Source organism: Streptomyces lavendofoliae (assembly GCF_014649735.1).
In the GTDB taxonomy this organism is placed as follows: Bacteria; Actinomycetota; Actinomycetes; order Streptomycetales; family Streptomycetaceae; genus Streptomyces; species Streptomyces lavendofoliae.
Genome location: NZ_BMTP01000003.1, coordinates 335,957 through 354,458 on the forward strand (window position 1 = coordinate 335,957; position 18,502 = coordinate 354,458).

Sequence of the window (18,502 nt, forward strand, 5' to 3'; positions counted from 1 at the left end):
CGGGAACGGCGTACGGGGACGGCGTACGGGACGCGTACGGGACCCCTGCCGCACCGCCGGATCGTTACTTCGGGCCGGCGGCGGAACCACTCCGCACAGCACGCCGCCGGCACCTTGTTCGCGCTCGTCGGCGGTGGGCGGTCCGGCGGGTCCTGCCGGTCGCCGGTTCCTCCCGCGTGACCGGCCGATCCCCGGCAGGGGCTCCGTGGCCCCGCCGGCCTCCGGCGGGATCACCAGGGAATTCGTGCGAGTGACTCCGAAACGGCGCCATTGAACCGACCCCGTCGAGGCGGGACCGCATCGAGGTGACGCGCCCTGCCCTCCGAGTGACCGCCGAGTCGATTCTTCATATTTTCCATGATGCATATGGTGAGACCCGCTGAAATCACCCTGATGAATCGTAACCGGGGGAAGGTGTCTGCGTAATATGCCAGCCGACATAATCGGGCGATTCCGGGCATCCGGTGTTCGCTGAACGGTCACCAATACCCCAGGAGCTGGCTTCTCGATGACGCTGAATTTCTTTGACGCGGCCCGATGGCGCAGAACATCGGCCTGGTTGGCAGCGGTGCTCACTCTGGTGATCGCCGCAGCCGTCGTGGCGGTGACGCCCACACGGGCGACCGCGATCGCCCAGCCCGTACCTCTGGGAACCGCCGAGAGCTTCGCGGTGCTGGCCGGTCAGTCGGTCACCAACACCGGGCCCACGGTCATCACCGGAGATGTCGGTGTGCATCCGGGGACGGCCATCTCCGGCTTCCCGCCCGGCATCGTGAACGGGACGATCCACTCCGCGGACGCGGTGGCCGCCGGGGCCAAGAGCGACCTGGTCGCGGCGTACAACAACGCTGCCGGACAGGCCTCGGACGGCGCGCTTCCGCCTGACGCCGGCGGTCTCACGCTGGTCCCGGGCGTGTACACGGCCTCGTCCACCCTCGGTCTCACCGGCACGCTCACCCTGGACGCCCAGAACGACCCCGACGCCATCTGGGTGTTCCAGGTCGGGTCGGGTCTGACGACGGCTTCCAACAGCAGCGTCAACCTCATCAACGGCGCCTCGCCGTGCAACGTGTTCTGGCAGATCGGCAGCTCCGCCACCCTCGGCACCGACTCCGACTTCGTGGGCACCATCATGGCCATGACGTCGATCAGTGCCACCACAGGGGCGGACATCGCCGGCCGCGCCCTGGCCCGTAACGGGTCGGTGACGCTGGACACGAACACGATCGTCCGGCCGGAGTGCGAGGCGGGCACCACCGGTGGGACCACCGGCGGGACGAACGGCGGGACGAACGGCGGGACCGCGACGGGCGGTGTGATCGCCGGCACCACCGGAGGGACGAACGGCGGGACCGCGACCGGCGGTACCACTGGAGGCGTCGGCGGAGTGCTCGGCGGCGTGACGACGGGCGGCGGCACCGGTGGCGTCGTCGGCGGAGTGCTCGGTGGAGTCACGACGGGCGGCCTCATCGCGGGGACCACGGGTGGCACCACGGGCGCGACGATCGGCGGCGTCCACGGCGGCACCACGGGCGGAGGCGGCCCCAAGCCGCCCGGCAAGCCCGGCAAGCCCGGCAAGCCCGGTAAGCCTGGTAAGCCGGGGCACGGGAAGCCGGGCAAGCCCGGTAAGCCCGGTCACGAAAAGCCGGGCAAGCCCGGTAAGCCCGGCCACGGGAAGCCGGGCAAGCCCGGTAAGCCCGGCCACGGCCACGATGGCAAGCCCGGCGGCCATGGCGGCCATGGGCACGGCAAGTCCGGTGAGCACGGCGGTCACACGAACCGCTAGTTCGCCGGGGCGGGCCGGCGCTGAGCCGCTCGCCCGTATGTGAGACGCGTGGCGCGCGGTGGACGGCCGACCGGCCACACCGCGCGCCACGCGCGGAACCGGAAGAAGTGGAAATGAACAGCGGGACGGGAAGGCCGGGTGGGGCCGTGCTCAGCGGTGTCGAGCAGACGGAAGTGAGAGAACCGAATTCCTCCGGTATCGGTTCGGCCGAGAGCGGCCGCGGCGGTGATCCCCCGGCTTCCCATGGTGATTCAGGGCCGCCGCACCGCTCGCTCAAAGCGGCCACAGGCGCGGCCGTCGTCCTGTGCCTGGCGGCAACGATCGCTCACGTGTTCCTCGTCTTTCTTCATGTGGCGCCTGCGAATGCCATCTCGCAGCGGTACAGCGACCGGATCAACGCGTGGGTCTATCCCGTGTTCGAACAGAACTGGCGGCTTTTCGCCCCGGATCCGGAGTCGGTCAACCGGCAGATTTCAGCGAGGACCATGCGGATCGCCCCCGACGGCACTTCGCAGGTGAGCGGCTGGTTCGACCTGAGCGGCGTGGACAATTCCGCGATCGAGCACAATCCGTTCCCGAGCCATACGACGCAGAACATGCTGCGCCGGGCCTGGAGCTCGTACCTCGAAACGCTCGGCGGCGACGACCAGCCGCGTTCCGAGCGGGCCGAGATGATCCAGCAGTACCTCCGCAACATCGCGGCGGAGCGCGTCGCCGACCGGCGCGGCGGCTCCTTCGACTCCATCCAGCTGCGGGTCGTCACGCTGCCCGTCGGCGCCCCCGGTCCGGCTGGGCGCAACCGTCCGGCCACGGCCGCGCCCCGACCCGTGGACACCCGTTACCTGCCCTGGTGGAAGGCGGCCCCCTATGGCACCGACTGAGCCGGTCCCCACCCCGGTCCCGGCGGCGGCACCCACGCCGTCGGCGTGCGACACCGAACGCGCGGGCGCGAGTACCGTGATGCGGCGAACGCCCGACCGTGTCGCCGCGTGCTTCCGTCTCCTGATCGAGCGGCCGGTTTCCCTGTACGCGGCGGCAGTGCTGCGCATCGGCTACGGCTTGCTCTACCTCGTCTTCCTGCTGCGGGAGTTTCCGCACCGCGACGAGATCTGGGGCCCCGGCTCGCCGTGGACCCCCGCGCTGGCGAGGCAGCTCTTCGACCAGACGGGCTGGGCCAGCGTGCTCACCCTGTCCGACAGCCGCGCGTACTTCGAGCTCTGCTACGCGGCGGCCGTCGTCACGTCCGCGTTGCTCATGCTGGGCTGGCGGACCAGGGCCGTGTCCGTGCTGTTCGCCATCGTGGTGGCGTCGTTCCACGCCCGAGCGATCTTCATGACGGACGGCGGGGACAATCTCATCCTCCTCATGGCCGTCTACCTCGTGGCCACCGCCTGCGGCCGGCGATGGTCCCTCGATGCCCGCAGAGCCCGGCTCCGGTCGACCGAGGGCCCGGAGGCGCACCGTGCACCGACGGCCGGGGGAGGGGTCCGGCGCCATCTCCGGGACGCCCGCCTGTGCGTGATCACCGTGCTGCACAACTGCGGGATGTTCGTCATCGCCGCCCAGGTCTGCTTCCTCTACGGTTCGGCCGGCCTGTACAAGGTGCAGGGCGGCACTTGGGGCAACGGGACCGCCCTGCACTACGCCCTGAACCTCCATCTGTTCCAGCCCTGGCCCGCGCTCTCCCGGATGGCCGACGACCACGTCATCCTGATCGCGGTCGCCTGCTACCTGACGGTACTGCTGCAGGTCGCCTTCCCCTTCGTCCTCTTCGGCAGGCTCAAGTACCCGGTTCTCTCGGCGCTGTTGGCCATGCACGTGGGCATCGCGGTGCTCATGGGCCTGCCGCTCTTCTCCGCCGCGATGATCGTCGCCGACGCGGTCTTCCTGCCGGACCGCTTCTACCGCGCTCTGGGCCCGCTCTGGCGGCGCGCGGTCGAGCGCACCGGTTCCCGTGGACGGGGAGCATCGCCCGGGCCGGAAGCCGGCCTCGTACCGGCGCAGTCGGGACCGGCCGGCCAGGTCTGCTGATCACGACCGTTGTCGACGGTGCCGGGCCCTGAGCACGGCGAAGACCTCCGGTGTGGTGGAGGCGTCCAGGCTCCACCACACACGGAGGTCTTCGTGTCCCCGCACCGGACCCGCGCCCGGCCCCCCGGTGCGCGACCCCCGGCGTGGCCGGACCACAAGAAAGGCCCGGGTCGTCGACCTGGGCCTTCCGCGTGGAGCGGGTGACGGGAATCGAACCCGCGCTCCGAGCTTGGGAATCACCGCCACCCATTTTGGCCACCTAGGTCCTGACCTGCTAAAACGTCTTCCGCAGCGGCACTGGTGGACGGCCTGGCGATACCCCCGTTCACCGCTGTTCACCGCTCTGAAGGCACGACCGGGGCACGGTGCCAGAAACATTGAGCAGGTGCCTGCGGGGATGGGGAAGTCGGAGCGAGCGCGGGTGCGCCTCCGGATCTCCGTCCCGGACTCGATCGGAAAGTCGGCTTCGAGGACTCCTTCCGCTGCTCGATCAGTCCCCGCACCCGCTACGCCTTCCGCGCGGACGTCCAGCCCTGGCGGCGGAGGTTTTCGAAGCCGTCCAGGAGGAGGTCCAGGGTGAATTCGAACTCGAACTGGTCGTCGCAGCCGCCACCGACCGTGGAGCCCCCGTCGTGCGCGGCCGTCGCGGCCAGTTCCGCGATGTACGGGTAGCGCGCTGCCAGGCCGGGGTCCGGTGGGCCGGAGGGGCCCGAGGTGTCGAACAGTTCCTGGCTGAAGCCGAGGAGGCGGCTGCCCATAGCGTGCATGACGTGATGCGTGAGGTCGGCGGAGAGGCCGCCGTCCCGGAAGCTCCCGGCCATCGAGTCCAGGTAGGCAAGCACGGCCGGGGTGGGGCCGGTCCGCGACTCGATGACCCGGGCCGCCCAGGGGTGGCGCAGCAGGACCCGCCGGGCCGAGAGGATCCGCCCGCGGACCACGCGCTGCCAGTCGGGGCCCGAGGCCGGCGGGTCGATCTCGCCGACGACGGCGTCGACCATGCCGTCGAGCAACTCCTCTTTGTTGGCCACGTGCTTGTAGAGGGCCATCGGTACGACGCCCAGCTCCTGCGCGAGCCTGCGCATGCTGAGCGCGTCGATGCCGGTGGCGTCGGCGAGCGCGACGGCGGCGCGCAGGACGCGGTCCCTGTTCAGGGGGATCCGTTGCGTGCGCGTGGCTTCCTGCGGGGTCATTTCCGTTCGGCCCCTTCCCTCCTCGACAGCCTTGTCCTTGACGAGTGTACGCCGTACACCTATGGTCACTGCCAGGTGTACGACGTACACCATCATTGAGGGGGGCTGGAGAAGATGAGTCCGGACCGGAGAACCGCGGTGGCCGCCGGGTCGCTGTTCCTGTTGACCGAGGCCGCCGCGATAGCCGGGGCGATCCTGTACCGCCCCTTGTTGGGCGCCGCGGACGGCCGGCTCGCGCAGGGTGCCGACACGCAGGCACTGCTCGGGGCGCTCTGCGAGATGGTGTTGGTGGTGGCGGTGGCCGGTACCGGGGCGGCGCTGTTCCCCGTCCTGCGGCGCCACGGCGAGGGGCTCGCGCTCGGGTACGCCTTCGGGCGGCTGCTGGAGGCGGCCGTCATCGCCCTCGGGGTCGTCGCCGTCCTGGCGCTCGTCACCCTGCGGCGGGACGCGGGGACGGCGGACGGCGCCGATGCCGCGCTGGTGGCCGTGCACGACTGGACGTTCCTGCTCGGACCCAACATCGCCCTCGGCCTGAACACTCTCCTGCTCGCGTACCTGGCGTACCGCGCGCGGCTCGTACCGCGCTTCATCGCCGTGCTCGGGCTGGTCGGGGGACCACTGATCTGCGCCTCGGCCGTCGCCGTGGTGTTCGGGGCCTACGCGCAGCTCTCCGTGGCGGGGGCAGTCGCCGCGCTCCCGGTGTTCGCCTGGGAGCTGGGACTGGCCGGGTGGCTGATCGTCAGGGGATTCGGGCCCGGCTCGGGCGCCGCGTCCCGGGCGGACGGAGAAGTGGCTGATCCGGCAGGTGTCCGTCGGTGAGGCCGACCCGAGCCTGACGACCGTGCCGTCGTTGTCGCCGCACATCGCCGTGAAGGACCGGGAGATCTGGACAACGAACAAGGCCCGGGTCGATGACCCGGGCCCTCTGCGTGGAGCGGGTGACGGGAATCGAACCCGCGCTCTGAGCTTGGGAAGCTCATGTTCTACCATTAAACTACACCCGCGTGATTACGGACCGGAGGACCGGTGTCGTAACGTCGCTCACTGTACCTTATCGGCAGGCCCCCGGTGTATCGCGCCGCGGGGTCTTTGTGCTGTGTGGGGGGCCTACCGAGGTGCACGGGACGGGGAGTTGGGGCATACGGTGGGGAGGCGGAGTGCCGCCTGGAGTGGTGTCTCGTTGATCCCCTAATGTGGCTTTCTCGTCCACGCAGTGTTGGGGAAGGGACTTGATGGACTCCATGGAGCGCACCGTCGTCCGCTGTGCCGAGGGGCACGTGTTCAGTACCGCTTCGTTCCCGATGCAGCAGCTCGGGGCCGGCCGGATCGGGCCGGGACGGCTGCTGCGGTGTCCGCGGTGTGCGCGGCTGCGGCAGGCCGTGCCGGTGTCCGTGCCCGCCGAGCTGCAGCGGCAGTAGCACGTGGTGGCAGGGCGCGCGGAGGCTGTCCGATTGGGGCGGGCCCGCGCGCTCTGCGTATCCTCGGGGCGTGCTTCTCTCAGACAAGGACATCCGGGCCGAGATCGACGCCGGACGGGTTCGCATCGACCCGTACGACGACTCCATGGTGCAGCCCTCGAGCATCGACGTGCGGCTGGACCGCTACTTCCGGGTGTTCGAGAACCACCGCCACCCGCACATCGACCCCGCGGTCGAGCAGGCGGACCTGACGCGGCTGGTCGAGCCGGAGGGCGACGAGGCGTTCATCCTGCACCCGGGCGAGTTCGTGCTGGCCTCGACGTACGAGGTGATCAGCCTCCCCGACGACCTCGCCTCGCGCCTGGAGGGCAAGAGCTCCCTCGGGCGGCTCGGTCTGGTGACGCACTCGACCGCCGGGTTCATCGACCCGGGCTTCTCCGGGCATGTGACGCTCGAGCTGTCGAACCTCGCCACGCTGCCGATCAAGCTCTGGCCGGGCATGAAGATCGGGCAGCTGTGCATGTTCCGGCTCAGCTCGCCGGCGGAGTACCCGTACGGGTCTGAGAAGTACGGATCGCGGTACCAGGGACAGCGGGGACCGACCGCCTCGCGGTCCTTCCAGAACTTCCATCGGACGCAGGTGTGAGCAATGAGTGATGTACGGGAGAACCTGACCTACGAGAAGTTCGGCTCCGCCATCCGCGAGCTCGCCCAGACCATCGCCGACGACGGCTACGAGCCCGACATCGTGCTGAGCATCGCCCGTGGCGGGGTGTTCGTCGCCGGCGGGCTGGCGTACGCGCTGGACTGCAAGAACATCCACCTGGTGAACGTGGAGTTCTACACCGGCGTCGGCACCACGCTGGAGATGCCGGTCATGCTCGCGCCGGTGCCCAACGCGATCGACTTCAGCGACAAGAAGGTGCTGATCGCCGACGACGTCGCAGACACCGGCAAGACGCTGAAGCTGGTGCACGACTTCTGCCTCGGCACGGTCGCCGAGGTGCGCAGCGCGGTGATCTACGAGAAGTCGCACTCGCTGGTGAAGTGCGAGTACGTCTGGAAGCGCACCGACGAGTGGATCAACTTCCCGTGGAGCGTCGAGAAGCCCGTGGTGCAGCGCTCGGGTCAGGTCCTGGACGCCTGACCGGCCCGGCGACGCGCGTTTCGCAGTCACGAGTACGGAGAAGGGCCCCCGCGTGCGCCGCGGGGGCCCTTCTCGGTGTCCGGGCGACCGGCGGACGGGTCAGAGGGTGCCCAGCTTGATCAGTGACAGCAGGGCCACCAGCTGGATCGCCGACGCGCCCAGGGCCTTCGGCCACGGCAGGTCGTGGGACTTGCTGACCATCGACGTGAAGAGCGCTCCGGCCGCCAGCCAGGACAGCCAGCCGATGACCTGGACGAGGGTGTTCTCGCCGCCCAGGAAGAGGGCGAAGACCAGGCGCGGCGCGTCGGTCATCGACATGATCAGCATCGAGAGGCCGACCGTCGGCTGCCAGGCGCCGTCGCCGCCGAGCTGGCGGGCCAGGGTGTGGGTGACCGCGCCGAGGATCGCGCCGCCGATGACGAACATGACGCCGGTGACGAGGACCGAGGGGACCGCCGTGGAGAGGGTGGCGTTGATGGTCTCCTCGCGGGCCTGGTCGAACCCGAAGAGGGCGAGCAGGCCGTAGAGGAAGGTCACCACCAGCGCCGGGCCCCACACGGCGTGGTCGCGCATCTGCCAGAACGTGGGTCCGGGGCGCATCACGATGCCGCTGAGCAGCTGCTTCCAGTGCAGGCGCGGGCCGGCCGGGGCGGCGGGGGCGCCGGCCTGGTAGGTGGCGCCGTCGCCGTACGCGTCGGGCGCGGCGGCGTACGCCTCGTCGTGGATGCTGAACGCCCGGGTGTGACCCGGGTTGTTCGCCGCGTACGGGTCGTGCGGGGGAGCGGCGTGCCCTTGCGCGTAGGGGTCGCCGAAGTACTCCGGCTCGCCGTACGGCTGCTGTCCCTGGGGCTGCCCGTGGGGCTGTCCGTGGTGCTGTCCCCGGTGCCCGTGCTGCCCCTGGTGCCACTGCTGCTGGGGCCCCGCGTACGGGGGCGGCGCCGCCGCTCCGCCGTAGGGCGCCTGCTGCTGTTGTCGCGGGGTGCGGTTGTCCCGGCCGCGTCCGATCCTGAATCCAGCCACGTCACCGAACGTACCCGGTCGCGCCGTGTCCGGTGGACGGGGGCGGGACGGAGGGACCCCTTTGCTGCTGAGCTGTGACATCCCCTAAGGGGCGGAATCGTCGAACGGTGACCGGTTTGCGTAGGTGTGCGACCGTTCAGCGGTTCTCGTGACGGTACTGAGGCGTAGGTCACATGGCCGGCCGGTAGCGTCGTGGGACGGACGGAGTCGCCGACGGCCGGACCGACCGGCTCGTGAAGCCCGACGGTTGAAACGAAGCGGCCGGGCCCGCCCCCTCGGGGGCAGGTCCGGCCGCTTCCGCCGTTCTCGTACGCCGGACTACTTCACCGGCTCCGGCTCGGGGTCCGTCTCCTCCGCCGCGGTGGGCTCCGCGGGCGTCTTGACGGAGTCCAGCAGCAGCTGGGCCACGTCCACGACCTGGAGGCTCTCCTTGGCCTTGCCGTCGTTCTTCTTGCCGTTCACGGAGTCCGTGAGCATCACCAGGCAGAAGGGGCAGGCGGTGGAGACGATGTCCGGGTTGAGGGACAGCGCCTCGTCGACGCGCTCGGTGTTGATGCGCTTGCCGATCCGCTCCTCCATCCACATCCGCGCGCCACCGGCGCCGCAGCAGAAGCCCCGCTCCTTGTGGCGGTGCATCTCCTGCTGGCGCAGGCCCGGGACGGCCGACATGATCTCGCGCGGCGGCGTGTAGACCTTGTTGTGCCGGCCCAGGTAGCACGGGTCGTGGTAGGTGATCAGGCCGTCGACCGGCGTCACCGGGGTCAGCCTGCCCTCGTCGATGAGGTGCTGGAGCAGCTGCGTGTGGTGGATGACCTCGAACTCGCCGCCCAGCTGCGGGTACTCGTTCGCGATCGTGTTGAAGCAGTGCGGGCAGGTCGCGACGATCTTCTTCGCCGACTTCGGCTTCCTCGTCGACTCGTCCTCGTCGTCCTCGCCGAACGCCATGTTCAGCATCGCGACGTTCTCCTGGCCGAGCTGCTGGAACAGCGGCTCGTTGCCCAGGCGGCGGGCGGAGTCACCCGTGCACTTCTCGTCGCCGCCCATGATCGCGAACTTGACGCCCGCCATGTGCAGCAGCTCCGCGAAGGCCTTGGTGGTCTTCTTGGCCCGGTCCTCGAGGGCGCCCGCGCAGCCGACCCAGTACAGGTAGTCGACCTCGGAGAGGTCCTCGACGTCCCTGCCCACGATCGGGACCTCGAAGTCGACCTCCTTGGTCCACTCCACGCGCTGCTTCTTGGCCAGACCCCAGGGGTTGCCCTTCTTCTCCAGGTTCTTGAGCATCGTGCCCGCCTCGGACGGGAACGCGGACTCGATCATCACCTGGTAGCGGCGCATGTCGACGATGTGGTCGACGTGCTCGATGTCGACCGGGCACTGCTCCACGCACGCGCCGCAGGTGGTGCAGGACCACAGCACGTCCGGGTCGATGACGCCGTTCTCCTCCAGCGTGCCGATCAGCGGGCGCTCGGCCTCGGCGAGGGCGGCGGCGGGGACGTCCTTCAGGGCCTCCTCGGAGGCCTTCTCGTCGCCCTCCATGGTCTTGCCGCCGCCGGCCAGCAGGTACGGCGCCTTGGCGTGCGCGTGGTCCCGCAGCGACATGATCAGCAGCTTCGGGGAGAGCGGCTTGCCGGTGTTCCAGGCCGGGCACTGCGACTGGCAGCGACCGCACTCGGTGCAGGTGGAGAAGTCGAGGATGCCCTTCCAGGAGAAGTGCTCGACCTGGGAGACGCCGTAGACGTCGTCCTCGCCCGGGTCCTCGAAGTCGATCTCCTTGCCGCCCGACGTCATGGGCTGGAGCGCGCCGAGGGCGGTCGAGCCGTCGGCCTCGCGCTTGAACCAGATGTTCGGGAACGCCAGGAAGCGGTGCCAGGCCACACCCATGTTGATGTTGAGCGAGACCGTGATCATCCAGATCATGGTGGTGCTCAGCTTGATCATGGCGAAGAGGTAGACCAGGTTCTGCAGCGCGCCCACGCTCAGGCCCTTGAAGGCCAGGACCAGCGGATACGAGGCGAAGTACGCGGCCTCGTAGTGGTCGACGTGGTGCAGGGCGCCCTCGAGGCCGCGCAGGACGTAGATCGCGAGTCCGATGGTGAGGATGACGTACTCGACGAAGTACGCCTGGCCCATCTTCGAGCCGGCGAACCGTGACTTGCGGCCGGGCCGCGAGGGGAGGTTCAGCAGGCGGATGACGATCAGCGTGGCGATGCCGAGGGTGGTCATCGCGCCGATGAACTCGATGTAGAGCTCGTACGGCAGGAAGCCGCCGATGACCGGCAGCGTCCAGTCGGCCTGGAACAGCTGGCCGTACGCCGTGACGATGGTCGGCGGCAGCGTCAGGAAGCCGACCGCCACGAACCAGTGGGCGACGCCGACGATGCCCCACCGGTTCATCCGCGTGTGGCCGAGGAACTCCCTTACCAGGGTGACGCTGCGCTGGTACGGGTTGTCGGTCCGGGTGCCGGCGGGGACCGGCTGGCCCAGCTTGAAGTAGCGGACGAACTGGCCGATGGCGCGGGCGAGCAGCGCAACGCCGACCACGGTCAGGGTCAGCGACACAATGATCGCGGCGAGTTGCATGGAGGCTCCTCGGGCCTGCGAGGGTGGGAGGGCTTAGGCACTACTACTAAGCGGTAACTTATTCAGTCCGTGCTGAGCGTACCCACTTATTCCGCCGCACTGTAGCCGCGCAGGCGGTGATCTGCGTCGCTCAGGTGAGCCTGACCGGGCACGGTGCGCGACCCGCGCCACCCGCGCACCGTGCGCAGCAGCAGCGCGAGGTCGAGTCCGATCCACTCGTGCTCCACGTAGTGCTGGTCGAGCAGCAGCGGCTCGTCCCATGGCAGCGCGGATCCGCGCCGGACCTGCGCCAGGCCGGTCAGTCCCGGTCTGACGCCGTGGCGCCAGGGGGCTCCGGCGGCGGGGTGGCCGGGCGGCAGGGGCGCCGGCCCGACCAGCGACATCTCGCCTCGCAGGACGTGCGGCAGGCGGGAGAGCACGTCCAGGCGGAAGCGGCGCACGGGCAGGTAGCGCAGCGTGAAGGGCCGGCCGCCCAGCCCGGTTCGCGTCTCCGCCACGAAGACGCCGCCGGGCGGCCGTCCCAGGGCGGTCGCGACGGTTGCCGCGAGGAGCAGCGGGGCGGCGAGGGCGAGCAGGGCGGACCCGAGGGCCAGATCGAGGATGCGCTTGGGGTGGGGGGAGGGGCGCATGGGACACACACCTGACGACTTTGCGCGAAATGCGGCTTTTGTGGGTTTCTTGCACGATCGCACGGTTGTGTGTGTGGTGGTAGGGGTTGCGGGTACGCGGCGGGTCGTGCACCGGAGCGGCCGCCCGTTCGGCCGCCGGATTCTCCCGTCGCCCGGCAGCGCGTCGCGCTCCGTCCGGCCGGTCGCCCCGCGTGCGTCCGGCCGGCGGCTGGGTGTCCGTCGGCCGGTGGTCCCGCCACCCGTCCGGCCGGTAGCCCCGTCACTCGTCCGGCCGCTCGTCCGGTGCTCCCGAGGCTGCTCTGCCATGGGTCCGGCCAGCGAAGTTGAGTGTGGTGGACTCAACTCTGTTGACTCAGCTCCTCGGGTCGTGCATCCTTGAGCCTGTTCCACTCAAGTCAGTTGGAGGAATCGAAAATGGCACGTGCGGTCGGCATCGACCTGGGCACGACTAACTCCGTCGTCAGCGTTCTGGAAGGCGGCGAGCCCACCGTCATCACCAACGCCGAGGGCGCCAGGACCACGCCGTCCGTCGTCGCCTTCGCGAAGAACGGCGAGGTGCTCGTCGGCGAGGTGGCCAAGCGCCAGGCGGTCACGAACGTCGACAGGACCATCCGGTCCGTCAAGCGCCACATGGGCACGGACTGGAAGATCGAGCTCGACGGGAAGAACTTCAACCCGCAGCAGATCAGCGCCTTCATCCTGCAGAAGCTGAAGCGCGACGCCGAGGCCTACCTGGGCGAGAAGGTCACCGACGCGGTGATCACCGTCCCGGCGTACTTCAACGACTCCGAGCGCCAGGCCACCAAGGAGGCCGGCGAGATCGCGGGCCTCAACGTCCTGCGCATCGTCAACGAGCCGACGGCCGCCGCCCTCGCGTACGGCCTCGACAAGGACGACCAGACCATCCTGGTCTTCGACCTCGGTGGCGGCACCTTCGACGTCTCGCTGCTGGAGATCGGCGACGGCGTCGTCGAGGTGAAGGCCACCAACGGCGACAACCACCTCGGTGGTGACGACTGGGACCAGCGCGTCGTCGACTACCTGGTCAAGCAGTTCCACTCCGGTCACGGCGTGGACCTGTCCAAGGACAAGATGGCCCTCCAGCGCCTCCGCGAGGCCGCCGAGAAGGCCAAGATCGAGCTGTCCTCGTCCACCGAGACCTCGATCAACCTGCCCTACATCACGGCGTCCGCCGAGGGCCCGCTGCACCTGGACGAGAAGCTCACGCGCGCCCAGTTCCAGCAGCTGACCGCGGACCTGCTGGAGCGCTGCAAGACGCCGTTCCACAACGTCATCAAGGACGCGGGCATCGCCCTCTCCGAGATCGACCACGTGGTCCTCGTCGGTGGCTCCACCCGCATGCCGGCCGTCGCCGAACTCGTCAAGGAGCTGACCGGCGGCAAGGAGGCCAACAAGGGTGTGAACCCGGACGAGGTCGTCGCCATCGGCGCCTCGCTCCAGGCCGGTGTCCTCAAGGGTGAGGTCAAGGACGTCCTGCTCCTCGACGTGACCCCGCTGTCCCTCGGCATCGAGACCAAGGGCGGCATCATGACCAAGCTGATCGAGCGCAACACCACGATCCCGACCAAGCGTTCCGAGATCTTCACGACGGCCGAGGACAACCAGCCGTCGGTGCAGATCCAGGTGTACCAGGGCGAGCGCGAGATCGCGGCGTACAACAAGAAGCTCGGCATGTTCGAGCTGACCGGCCTCCCGCCGGCCCCGCGCGGCGTCCCGCAGATCGAGGTCTCCTTCGACATCGACGCCAACGGCATCATGCACGTGACCGCGAAGGACCTGGGCACGGGCAAGGAGCAGAAGATGACCGTCACCGGCGGCTCCTCGCTGCCGAAGGACGAGGTCGACCGGATGCGTGAGGAGGCCGAGCGGTACGCGGAGGAGGACCACAAGCGCCGCGAGGCCGCCGAGACCCGCAACCAGGGCGAGCAGCTCGTCTACCAGACCGAGAAGTTCCTCAAGGACAACGAGGACAAGGTCCCGGGCGACGTCAAGACCGAGGTCGAGACGGCGGTGGCCGAGCTCAAGGAGAAGCTGAAGGGCGAGGACACCGCGGAGATCCGCACCGCCACCGAGAAGGTCGCGGCGGTCTCGCAGAAGCTCGGCCAGGCCATGTACGCGGACGCCCAGGCCGCGGGCGGTGCCGCCGGTGCCGGTGAGGCCCCGGGTGCCGCCCAGGGTGCCGCCGACGACGACGTCGTGGACGCGGAGATCGTCGACGACGAGAAGCCGAAGGGGGCCGCATGACGGAGGAGACCCCGGGCTTCGAGGAGAAGCCCGACGTCCCCTCCGGCGCCGCCGCTGACGACGCCGCCGCGGACGCCGCCGGTGCCACGCCCTCCGCGAACCCCGCGGAGGAGGGCCCGGCGGCCCCGGCAGGGGACGCGACCGCAACCGTCGCCGGCCTGACGGCCCAGCTGGACCAGGCCCGCACCGCGCTCGGTGAGCGCACCGCGGACCTCCAGCGGCTCCAGGCCGAGTACCAGAACTACCGCCGCCGGGTCGAGCGCGACCGGGTCACGGTCAAGGAGATCGCCGTCGCGAACCTCCTGACCGAGCTCCTGCCGGTGCTCGACGACATCGGCCGCGCCCGTGAACACGGCGAGCTGGTGGGTGGCTTCAAGTCGGTGGCCGAATCGCTGGAGACGGTCGCCGCCAAGATGGGCCTGCAGCAGTTCGGCAAGGAGGGCGAGCCCTTCGACCCGACGATCCACGAGGCGCTGATGCACTCGTACGCGCCGGACGTCAACGAGACGACCTGCGTGGCGATCCTGCAGCCGGGGTACCGCATCGGCGAGCGGACCATCAGGCCCGCCCGCGTCGCGGTGGCCGAGCCCCAGCCCGGCGCCGCTCCGGCGGCCCAGGCGCCCAAGGAGGAGCCGCAGGCGGCCGACGAGGAGAGCGGTGGCCCCGAGGAGGGCTGACGCGTTGACCGGTGATCGGAAGGAGGGACGTCGATGAGCACGAAGGACTTCGTGGAGAAGGACTACTACAAGGTTCTCGGCGTCCCCAAGGACGCCACCGAGGCCGAGATCAAGAAGGCGTACCGGAAGCTCGCCCGCGAGTTCCACCCGGACGCCAACAAGGGTGACGCGGGCGCGGAGGCGCGCTTCAAGGAGATCTCCGAGGCGAACGACGTCCTCGGCGACCCCAAGAAGCGCAAGGAGTACGACGACGCCCGCGCCCTGTTCGGCAACGGCGGCTTCCGCGCCGGTCCGGGTGGCGGTGCCGGTGGTACCTTCAACTTCGACCTGGGCGACCTCTTCGGGGGCGCCCAGGGCGGGGCCGGCGGTGCCGGCGGGGCCGGTGGCTTCGGCGGCGGCCTCGGGGACGTGTTCGGCGGCCTGTTCAACCGGGGCGGCGCCGGCACGCGCACCCAGCCGCGCCGTGGCCAGGACATCGAGTCCGAGGTGACGCTCAGCTTCACCGAGGCGGTGGACGGGGCCACGGTCCCGCTGCGGATGTCCAGCCAGCAGCCCTGCAAGGCCTGTTCGGGCACCGGCGACAAGAATGGCACGCCGCGCGTGTGCCCGACCTGCGTGGGCACCGGCCAGGTCTCGCGCGGCGGCAGCGGCTCCTTCTCGCTGACCGACCCGTGCGTGGACTGCAAGGGCCGCGGGCTCATCGCCCAGGACCCGTGCGACGTCTGCCACGGCAGCGGGCGCGCCAAGTCGTCCCGCACCATGCAGGTCCGCATCCCCGCGGGCGTCTCCGACGGGCAGCGCATCCGGCTGCGCGGCAAGGGCGCGCCCGGCGAGCGGGGCGGCCCCGCCGGTGACCTGTACGTGGTGGTGCACGTGGGAGCCCACCCGGTCTTCGGCCGCAAGGGCGACAACCTGACCGTCACGGTGCCCGTCACGTTCGACGAGGCGGCGCTCGGCGGCGAGATCAGGGTGCCCACCCTCGGCGGGCCCGCGGTCACGCTGAAGATCCCGGCCGGCACGCCCAACGGCCGGACCATGCGCGCCCGGGGCAAGGGGGCGGTCCGCAAGGACGGCACCCGTGGCGACCTCCTCGTCACCGTCGAGGTGGCCGTGCCCAAGGACCTGGGCGACAAGGCGCGTGAGGCGCTCGAAACGTACCGGGAGGCCATGGCGGGTGAGGACCCGCGGGCCGAGCTGTTCCAGGCCGCGAAGGGGGCTTGAGATGGACGGACGCCGTCGCAATCCGTACGAGCTGACCGAAGAGACACCGGTGTACGTGATCTCGGTGGCGGCCCAGCTCAGCGGACTGCACCCGCAGACCCTGCGCCAGTACGACCGGCTGGGCCTGGTCTCGCCGGACCGCACGGCCGGGCGGGGCCGGCGCTACTCGGCACGTGACATCGAACTGCTGCGGCAGGTGCAGCAGCTGTCGCAGGACGAGGGCATCAACCTCGCGGGGATCAAGCGGATCATCGAACTGGAGAACCAGGTCGCCGCCCTCCAGTCCCGGGTCGCGGAGCTGTCGGCGGCGGTCGAGGGCGCGGCGGCGGCGATGCGGCAGCGCGAGGCCCAGGTGCACGCCTCGTACCGCCGCGACCTGGTCCCGTACCAGGACGTGCAGCAGGCGAGCGCCCTGGTGGTGTGGCGGCCGCCCAAGCGCGGCGAACACGCCTGACGTCTTACCGGACGGCCCCTTCCGCAGCGGCGGAGGGGGCCGTCAGGCTTTCCGGGCGGCTACGGGGCCCTGAGCCCCGGCGGTCCGGCCTGCGGGCCGGCTCCCGAACGGCTATGGCGGACAGGGCGGTTGCGGCGGTCCGGTCGGCCGCGCGTGCGATGATCCGGGCGTGCGTACGAAACGGGGAACCCTGAGCGGCCGGCTGGGCGCCGGCGCGGCCCTGGTGGCGCTGGCCGCCGTCGGGACGGGCTGCGACGACGAGACGGGTGACGCCCCGCTGCCGGAACGGATCACGGCGCGCCCGGCGACGCCCCCGCCGCTTCCCGAGCCGTCGTCGCCGGGGACGCCGCCCCGGACGGTCTCACGGGCGCCCGGGGCCGCCGAGCCGGGTTGTCCGGCCTCAGGGGTGCGGGTCGGGACCGGGACGACCGAGGCGGCGATGGGCCTGCGTGCGATGGGGCTGACCCTGCGCAACTGCGGCACGAAGCCGTTCGAGGTGAGCGGGTACCCGGCCGTGGAGGTGCTCGGCGAGCGCCACGAGAAGCTGGACGTGACCGTCCGGCGCGGGTCGAGCGTCGACAGCTCCGCCGTGCCGTCCACGTTCGTCCTGGCGCCCGGCGGGCAGGCACGGGCGTCGGTGGTGTGGCGCAACACGGTGACCCGTACGGACGTCGTGGCGACGAACGGCACGTATGTGCGGGTGACCCCGGGTTCCGGCGCCGCCGCCCAGACGGTCGCCCCGGCCGACGGGGGCCCGCTGGACCTCGGCAACACCGGGACGCTGGAGGTCACTCCCTGGAAGCCGGACGCCTAGCCGGACGCCTGGCCGGACGCCTGGCCGACGTCCGGTCGGCCGGGGCGCGCGGGGGCGGCGGGGCGGTATCGCGCCCGGTCAGTGGTCCTGCTCCAGGATGCCGGACCGGGCGATCAGGTATCCCAGCTGCGCGCGGCTGCCGCTGCCGAGGACGGCGGCGAGCTTGGCGATGTGGGCGCGGCAGGTCCGTACGTTCATGCCGAGGCGGCGGGCGATCGCCTCGTCGACGTGGCCTTCGACGAGGAGCTTGGCGATGGAGCGCTGGACGCCGCTGATGCCGTCCGACTTCAGGTCGTAGGGGATCTGCTCGTTGATGGGTACGGCCAGCTGCCAGAACTGGTCGAAGACCCCGGCGAGGTAGGCGACCAGCCCGGGGTGGCGCAGCTCCAGGGCGACCTGGCGGTCGCTGCGCGCCGGGACGAAGGCCACTTCGCGGTCGACAATGATGAGCCGGTCGATGATCTGCTCCAGGGTGCGCACCTGCACCTCGGGGCCGACGTGGTCGAGGTACGTCAGCGTCAACTCGGTGTGCCGCGCGGTGTGCTGGTAGAGCGTGCGCATCCGTACGCCCCGCCCGAGCAGGGGCTTCACCCGGCGCAGGGCCTCGCTCAGGGCCTGGGCGGGGCGTCCGCCGCCCGGCTGCACGGTGAGCAGTTCCTTCTCGCAGCCGGAGATCACGCGGTCCAGCGTGGCGTTGATGCGGTTGAGCCCCTCGAGCACGGTGATGGCGTGTGTGGTGGGGGCGTTCTGGGCGCTGATCGCCATGAATGGCTCGAACGCGTCGGACAGTTCGACGGTGAGACGTCTACGCTCCAGGATCTCGCGCTCGATGGGCTGGAGCAGTTGCGCCAGCGCCGAGGAGGGCGGGACGGGGCGCAGCCACTGGGCGTCGTCCGGGTCGGGGTGGAGCAGTGCCAGGTCGAGGAGGCACGGCACCTCATCCGCCTCTGACCGGGGTATTCGTCCACTGCGCAAGGCGTTGGCGTAGAGCTCGGAACCCGCCTCGCACAACTCTGTGTGGGAATGGGGGTGCCCATGCTTGTCCCATTTCGCGCTCATCTGTACACCCCCAGGCTCCTGCATCTCAGGAACATGATGCCTGTCGTAGGTGGTGGAAGCGTGGAGAGTGAGCAATCGTCGTACCCGCGGGGGTTGGAAAGAGACGTTGCCTTCAAGTGAGGTTGCTCGGTGATGACGAAGAGACTCATACGCGCAGTGGTTGCCAGTGCGTTCATCGCTGCCGGCGCGGTAGGGGTTCTGGGGGTGGCCG

The 18,502-nt window shown here is 70.3% G+C and carries 17 protein-coding genes and 1 tRNA gene; 12 read left to right on the plus strand and 6 right to left on the minus strand.

Annotated features, from left to right (window positions below; translation table 11 throughout):
- Positions 1–508 precede the first annotated feature (508 nt).
- From IE109_RS07150 to IE109_RS07160, 3 genes are all read left to right on the plus strand, one after another.
- The gene (locus IE109_RS07150) at positions 509–1,786 is read left to right on the plus strand and encodes an ice-binding family protein (RefSeq protein WP_189549890.1); all 1,278 of its coding nucleotides are present in this window, start codon (positions 509–511) and stop codon (positions 1,784–1,786) included.
- Between the two features lie 113 nt (positions 1,787–1,899).
- Positions 1,900–2,667 carry a DUF5819 family protein gene (locus IE109_RS07155; RefSeq protein ID WP_229890654.1) on the plus strand — a complete coding sequence of 256 codons (768 nt, stop codon included), beginning with the start codon at positions 1,900–1,902 and terminating at the stop codon, positions 2,665–2,667.
- A gap of 79 nt (positions 2,668–2,746) precedes the next feature.
- Positions 2,747–3,817 carry an HTTM domain-containing protein gene (locus tag IE109_RS07160; RefSeq protein ID WP_229890759.1) on the plus strand — a complete coding sequence of 357 codons (1,071 nt, stop codon included), beginning with the start codon at positions 2,747–2,749 and terminating at the stop codon, positions 3,815–3,817.
- 506 nt (positions 3,818–4,323) lie between these two features.
- On the opposite strand, the gene IE109_RS07165 is transcribed toward IE109_RS07160, so the two are convergent.
- Entirely contained in the window at positions 4,324–5,007 is a 684-nt protein-coding gene (locus IE109_RS07165) for a TetR/AcrR family transcriptional regulator (RefSeq protein WP_189549892.1), read from the minus strand.
- Between the two features lie 114 nt (positions 5,008–5,121).
- On the opposite strand from IE109_RS07165, the gene IE109_RS07170 reads away from it, so the two are divergent.
- Complete coding sequence (locus tag IE109_RS07170) at positions 5,122–5,826, plus strand: DUF4386 domain-containing protein (protein WP_189549893.1); 705 nt, start codon at positions 5,122–5,124, stop codon at positions 5,824–5,826.
- A gap of 111 nt (positions 5,827–5,937) precedes the next feature.
- On the opposite strand, the gene IE109_RS07175 is transcribed toward IE109_RS07170, so the two are convergent.
- Positions 5,938–6,011, minus strand: a tRNA-Gly gene (locus IE109_RS07175).
- 228 nt (positions 6,012–6,239) lie between these two features.
- Here IE109_RS07175 and IE109_RS07180 point away from each other — a divergent pair.
- The 3 genes from IE109_RS07180 to IE109_RS07190 all read left to right on the plus strand — a co-directional run bounded on the left by IE109_RS07180 (position 6,240) and on the right by IE109_RS07190 (position 7,572).
- Positions 6,240–6,425: a hypothetical protein gene (locus IE109_RS07180; protein ID WP_189549894.1), complete on the plus strand. Its 186-nt coding sequence runs from the start codon at positions 6,240–6,242 to the stop codon at positions 6,423–6,425.
- A 70-nt stretch (positions 6,426–6,495) separates the two neighbouring features.
- A complete protein-coding gene (dcd, locus tag IE109_RS07185) occupies positions 6,496–7,071 on the plus strand; it encodes a dCTP deaminase (RefSeq protein WP_189549895.1) in 576 nt (191 codons plus the stop codon).
- Positions 7,072–7,074: 3 nt separating this feature from the next.
- Positions 7,075–7,572, plus strand: a complete 498-nt coding sequence (locus IE109_RS07190) for a phosphoribosyltransferase (protein WP_189549896.1) — start codon at positions 7,075–7,077, stop codon at positions 7,570–7,572.
- A 99-nt stretch (positions 7,573–7,671) separates the two neighbouring features.
- Here IE109_RS07190 and IE109_RS07195 read toward each other — a convergent pair whose 3' ends face one another.
- From IE109_RS07195 to IE109_RS33030, 3 genes are all read right to left on the minus strand, one after another.
- Positions 7,672–8,592 carry a Yip1 family protein gene (locus IE109_RS07195; RefSeq protein WP_189549897.1) on the minus strand — a complete coding sequence of 307 codons (921 nt, stop codon included), beginning with the start codon at positions 8,590–8,592 and terminating at the stop codon, positions 7,672–7,674.
- A gap of 318 nt (positions 8,593–8,910) precedes the next feature.
- Positions 8,911–11,172, minus strand: coding sequence for a (Fe-S)-binding protein (locus tag IE109_RS07200; protein WP_189549898.1), 2,262 nt, complete (start codon positions 11,170–11,172; stop codon positions 8,911–8,913).
- Positions 11,173–11,258: 86 nt separating this feature from the next.
- Complete coding sequence (locus IE109_RS33030) at positions 11,259–11,801, minus strand: sugar transferase (protein WP_229890691.1); 543 nt, start codon at positions 11,799–11,801, stop codon at positions 11,259–11,261.
- A gap of 414 nt (positions 11,802–12,215) precedes the next feature.
- On the opposite strand from IE109_RS33030, the gene dnaK reads away from it, so the two are divergent.
- The 5 genes from dnaK (at position 12,216) to IE109_RS07230 (ending at position 17,232) form a co-directional block, all read left to right on the plus strand.
- The gene (gene dnaK, locus IE109_RS07210) at positions 12,216–14,066 is read left to right on the plus strand and encodes a molecular chaperone DnaK (protein WP_189549900.1); all 1,851 of its coding nucleotides are present in this window, start codon (positions 12,216–12,218) and stop codon (positions 14,064–14,066) included.
- A complete protein-coding gene (gene grpE, locus IE109_RS07215; protein WP_189549901.1) occupies positions 14,063–14,743 on the plus strand; it encodes a nucleotide exchange factor GrpE in 681 nt (226 codons plus the stop codon). Before dnaK ends, grpE begins: the two co-directional genes overlap by 4 nt.
- Positions 14,744–14,776: 33 nt before the next feature.
- Positions 14,777–15,964, plus strand: coding sequence for a molecular chaperone DnaJ (dnaJ, locus tag IE109_RS07220; protein WP_189549902.1), 1,188 nt, complete (start codon positions 14,777–14,779; stop codon positions 15,962–15,964).
- Between the two features lies 1 nt (position 15,965).
- Positions 15,966–16,418, plus strand: a complete 453-nt coding sequence (locus tag IE109_RS07225; protein ID WP_189549903.1) for a heat shock protein transcriptional repressor HspR — start codon at positions 15,966–15,968, stop codon at positions 16,416–16,418.
- A gap of 169 nt (positions 16,419–16,587) precedes the next feature.
- Entirely contained in the window at positions 16,588–17,232 is a 645-nt protein-coding gene (locus IE109_RS07230; RefSeq protein ID WP_189549904.1) for a DUF4232 domain-containing protein, read from the plus strand.
- 78 nt (positions 17,233–17,310) lie between these two features.
- Here IE109_RS07230 and IE109_RS07235 read toward each other — a convergent pair whose 3' ends face one another.
- Positions 17,311–18,291, minus strand: coding sequence for a helix-turn-helix transcriptional regulator (locus IE109_RS07235; RefSeq protein ID WP_189549905.1), 981 nt, complete (start codon positions 18,289–18,291; stop codon positions 17,311–17,313).
- Between the last annotated feature and the right edge of the window lie 211 nt (positions 18,292–18,502).

Coding starts and splice junctions, on each gene's coding strand:
- dnaK (WP_189549900.1), top strand. CDS start 12,216: ATGGCACGTGCGGTCGGCATCGACCTGGGCACGACTAACTCCGTCGTC.
- IE109_RS07165 (WP_189549892.1), bottom strand. CDS start 5,007: ATGACCCCGCAGGAAGCCACGCGCACGCAACGGATCCCCCTGAACAGG.
- IE109_RS07190 (WP_189549896.1), top strand. CDS start 7,075: ATGAGTGATGTACGGGAGAACCTGACCTACGAGAAGTTCGGCTCCGCC.
- IE109_RS07225 (WP_189549903.1), top strand. CDS start 15,966: ATGGACGGACGCCGTCGCAATCCGTACGAGCTGACCGAAGAGACACCG.
- IE109_RS07155 (WP_229890654.1), top strand. CDS start 1,900: ATGAACAGCGGGACGGGAAGGCCGGGTGGGGCCGTGCTCAGCGGTGTC.
- grpE (WP_189549901.1), top strand. CDS start 14,063: ATGACGGAGGAGACCCCGGGCTTCGAGGAGAAGCCCGACGTCCCCTCC.
- IE109_RS07170 (WP_189549893.1), top strand. CDS start 5,122: ATGAGTCCGGACCGGAGAACCGCGGTGGCCGCCGGGTCGCTGTTCCTG.
- dnaJ (WP_189549902.1), top strand. CDS start 14,777: ATGAGCACGAAGGACTTCGTGGAGAAGGACTACTACAAGGTTCTCGGC.
- IE109_RS07150 (WP_189549890.1), top strand. CDS start 509: ATGACGCTGAATTTCTTTGACGCGGCCCGATGGCGCAGAACATCGGCC.
- IE109_RS07160 (WP_229890759.1), top strand. CDS start 2,747: ATGCGGCGAACGCCCGACCGTGTCGCCGCGTGCTTCCGTCTCCTGATC.
- IE109_RS33030 (WP_229890691.1), bottom strand. CDS start 11,801: ATGCGCCCCTCCCCCCACCCCAAGCGCATCCTCGATCTGGCCCTCGGG.
- IE109_RS07180 (WP_189549894.1), top strand. CDS start 6,240: ATGGACTCCATGGAGCGCACCGTCGTCCGCTGTGCCGAGGGGCACGTG.
- IE109_RS07200 (WP_189549898.1), bottom strand. CDS start 11,172: ATGCAACTCGCCGCGATCATTGTGTCGCTGACCCTGACCGTGGTCGGC.
- IE109_RS07235 (WP_189549905.1), bottom strand. CDS start 18,291: ATGAGCGCGAAATGGGACAAGCATGGGCACCCCCATTCCCACACAGAG.